This is a genomic window from Winogradskya humida (assembly GCF_016862215.1).
In the GTDB taxonomy this organism is placed as follows: Bacteria; Actinomycetota; Actinomycetes; order Mycobacteriales; family Micromonosporaceae; genus Actinoplanes; species Actinoplanes humidus.
In genome coordinates, this window is record NZ_BOMN01000128.1 from 1 (window position 1) to 3,267 (window position 3,267).

Here is a 3,267-nt window from a genome sequence, read left to right on the forward strand (position 1 = left end):
GGCCGGGCCAGGAAGGCCGGGCCAGGAAGGCCGGGCCAGGAAGGCCGGGCCAGGAAGGCCGGGCCAGGAAGGCCGGGCCAGGAAGGCCGGGCTCCCTCGGAGGCGGCGATGAACGTGACCAGGGGTGCCCCGCCAGGAAGCGCGAGGCCAGAAAGTCGGGCCGGAGACCGCAGGCTCCCCCGACTGCGGCAATGAACGTGACCCAAGGCGCCCCGCCAGGAACGCAAGGCCAGGGAACGCAAGGCCAAAGAGGCCTGACCGAGCCAGGAAGAGCGGGCCGAAGAACCAAACGAAACGCGTGATCCGGGCGAAAGCGCGCAAACAATACCAAAAATGCGGCCGGACAGATCCCCGGCCGAGCCAGGCAGCCGAGCCGAGCCGAGCCGAGCCGAGCCGACGGACTCTAATCGGGCCAGCCGGTAGGCAGGGACGGGCTGACAACGACCGTCCCAGCCGGGCAGGCCAAGCCCAGACAGGGCAGGTACCAACCGAGCCGACGGACCTCGGACGACCAGCAAGCAGCCCGAGCCGGCCGAACCGAGCAGACCTAGCTGAGCCGAGCAGACCTAGCTAAGCCGAGCAGGCCGAGCCGAGCCGAGCCGACCTAGCCGAGCCGATTTGAGCAGGCGCGGCCGAGCAGAGCAGGCGCGGCCCAGAAGGGCGTGACATCAGGATCCATAGGTCGCGCAGATCGGCCGAGACGGTCCAACAACCAACCCCGGGAACGCAAGATCAAGGAGCGACAGACAAACCCGAAGCCAACACGCCGCAGGTCACCACCACGGCGCGATCGTCAAAAGCGAACCCACGCCAGCACCCCCGAGTAACCCACCCCAACCGGGACTTCCAGCGCTGTGGCGACCTCCTCCCCACCACTCAGCCGAGGGTCAGTGGGTGTCCACCGATTCGCGGATGCCGGCGAAGAGGTCTGATTCTGGGAGGGGGCTGTCGACGAGGGAGCGGGCGAGCTCGAAGTCTTCCGTGGGCCAGACCTTCTGCTGCATTTCCATGGGGACGTGGAACCAGAAGCCGTCCGGGTCGACCTGGGTGGCGTGGGCTCGGAGGGCGTTGTCGCGGGTTTCGAAGTATTCGCCGCATTCGATTCGGGTGGTGATTTTGTCGCCTCGGTCGGGGCGTTCCTCGTTCTGGAGCCACTCGGTGTAGGGGGACTCGAGGCCGGCGGCGAGCATGCCCTCGTGGAGGGCGAGCATGCGGGCTCGGGTCCAGCCGGAGTTGTAGTAGAGCTTGGAGGGCTGCCAGGGGTCGCCGAGCTCGGGGTATTTGGTGGGGTCGCCGGCTGCGTCGAAGGCCACCACGGAGATGTTGTGGCACATGATGTGGTCGGGGTGGGGGTAGCCGCCGTTCTCGTCATAGGTGGTCATGACGTGCGGGCGGAACTCGCGGATCAGCTTGATCAGCGGTTTGGCGCCCTCTTCGGGGTCGACCAGGCCGAAGCAGCCCTCGGGCAGCGGCGGGAGGGGGTCGCCCTCGGGCAGGCCGGAGTCGACGAAGCCCAGCCAGGCCTGGCGGACGCCGAGGATCGCGCGGGCCTCGTCCATCTCGCGTTTGCGGATGTTGGCGATGTCGGCCAGGACCTCGGGCCGATCCATCTGGGGGTTCAGCACGCTGCCGCGCTCCCCGCCCGTGCACGTCGCGACCAGCACGTCGACGCCCTCGGCGACGTAGCGCGCCATGGTGGCGGCGCCCTTGCTGGACTCGTCGTCCGGGTGTGCGTGCACGGTCATGAGACGCAACTGCTCAGCCACTGAATTCTCCCTCGACCGGACCTCGTTCGTAGGACCCGGTTTCGGCTGCGAAGATGGACAACGTCATTCTGTCGGATGGCACTGACACTTTTCGCAGGAGAGGTCCCCCTGGTGAGCGAGACGCGCGCCACAAACCCGATATTCCCGCCGGGCCGCTACGGCCGGCGCCGGGATGGGCGCCGCAGGCTGGCCGGGCCGATCATCTTCGCGGTGGTCATCGCGGTAGCCGCGGCGGCACTCACCGTGCGCCTCTACGGTCAGTATGGCGATCCGAACTATGACGCCCAGATCGTCCGTTGGACAAACATCACACCCACGCAGGTGACACTCGATTTCACCGTGCGGGTTCCGGCCGGCGGCGCGGCGAAGTGCGGGCTGCGCGCCCGCGACTATGACGGCGCCGAGGTCGGCAGCCGCACGGTGACGGTCCGGGCGACCGGCCAGGAGACCACCATCGAGGCGTCCGAAATCGTGCAGACCAGGGCCGAGGCCTTCGTGGGTGACGTGCTCAAGTGCCAGGCCGCTGACTGATTTTTACGGTACGCCCAGAGCGCGCCAACGCCGCCGGTAAGCACTCCGCCCCGGGGCGACCCGGGGTTCCGCACCATTCGCAAAACGTAGCCGTGCGAGTGACCCGGTCCAGGGAAACTGTCAGACCCACCCGGTACCAAGGAAGCGCACGTCCGTTTCCACCCGTCCCGCATCGAGCGAATCGACCGAGTGTGCACCGCTGGTAAGCTTTGTGATTCGCTCCGTACGCTCATCCCGTTCCAAGGAGAAGAGTCTGTGACCAGTTCAGAGGCGTCGAAGACCTGGCTCTCCCAGGACGCTTACGACCGGCTGCAGGCCGAGCTCGACGAGTTGATCGCAGCCCGGCCGGAGATCGCCGCCGAGATCAACGCCCGCCGCGAGGAGGGCGACCTCCGCGAGAACGGCGGCTACCACGCCGCCCGCGAGGAGCAGGGCAAGCAGGAGGGCCGGATCCTCTACTTGAAGGAATTCCTGCGCAACGCCGAGGTCGGCGACACCCCCACCGCCGACAAGGTCACCCCCGGCATGGTCGTCACCATCTACTTCGACGACGACAAGAGCGACACCGAGAAGTTCCTCCTCGGCTCCCGCGAGATCGCGTCGACCACCGACCTCACGGTCTACAGCCCCGAGTCCGCCCTGGGCAAGGCGATCCTCGGCGCCGCCAGCGGCCAGACCGTCACCTACACGGCTCCGAGCGGCGCCGACATCAAGGTCACCGTCGTGGAGTTCTCGCCGTTCGGTGGCTGATGCTGTTCGGTTCCGATCCCTACCCCACCCCCGCCGCCGGGCGGTGTGTGGGTGGGGGCCGGCTTGGGTGACAGGACCGGCTGAGGGACCCCGGCTGCGGTTGGGCCGACATGGGTGACAGGACCGGCCGGCACCGGTGACAGGACCGGGCCGGCACGGGTGACAGGACCGGCTAGGGCGTGTTTCAAAAGTTTTGGCTGGCCGGGGTGAAGTCACGGCA

Annotated in this window: 3 protein-coding genes; 2 read left to right on the forward strand and 1 reads right to left on the reverse strand. The window is 67.9% G+C overall.

The genetic code is table 11. The features are described from left to right. Positions 1–887: 887 nt before the first annotated feature. Positions 888–1,766, reverse strand: coding sequence for a mycothiol conjugate amidase Mca (gene mca, locus Ahu01nite_RS43940; RefSeq protein WP_203842723.1), 879 nt, complete (start codon positions 1,764–1,766; stop codon positions 888–890). Positions 1,767–1,877: 111 nt separating this feature from the next. On the opposite strand from mca, the gene Ahu01nite_RS43945 reads away from it, so the two are divergent. Continuing rightward, positions 1,878–2,297: a DUF4307 domain-containing protein gene (locus Ahu01nite_RS43945; protein ID WP_203842724.1), complete on the forward strand. Its 420-nt coding sequence runs from the start codon at positions 1,878–1,880 to the stop codon at positions 2,295–2,297. Between the two features lie 255 nt (positions 2,298–2,552). Continuing rightward, a complete protein-coding gene (gene greA / locus Ahu01nite_RS43950) occupies positions 2,553–3,047 on the forward strand; it encodes a transcription elongation factor GreA (protein WP_203842725.1) in 495 nt (164 codons plus the stop codon). Positions 3,048–3,267 lie beyond the last annotated feature (220 nt).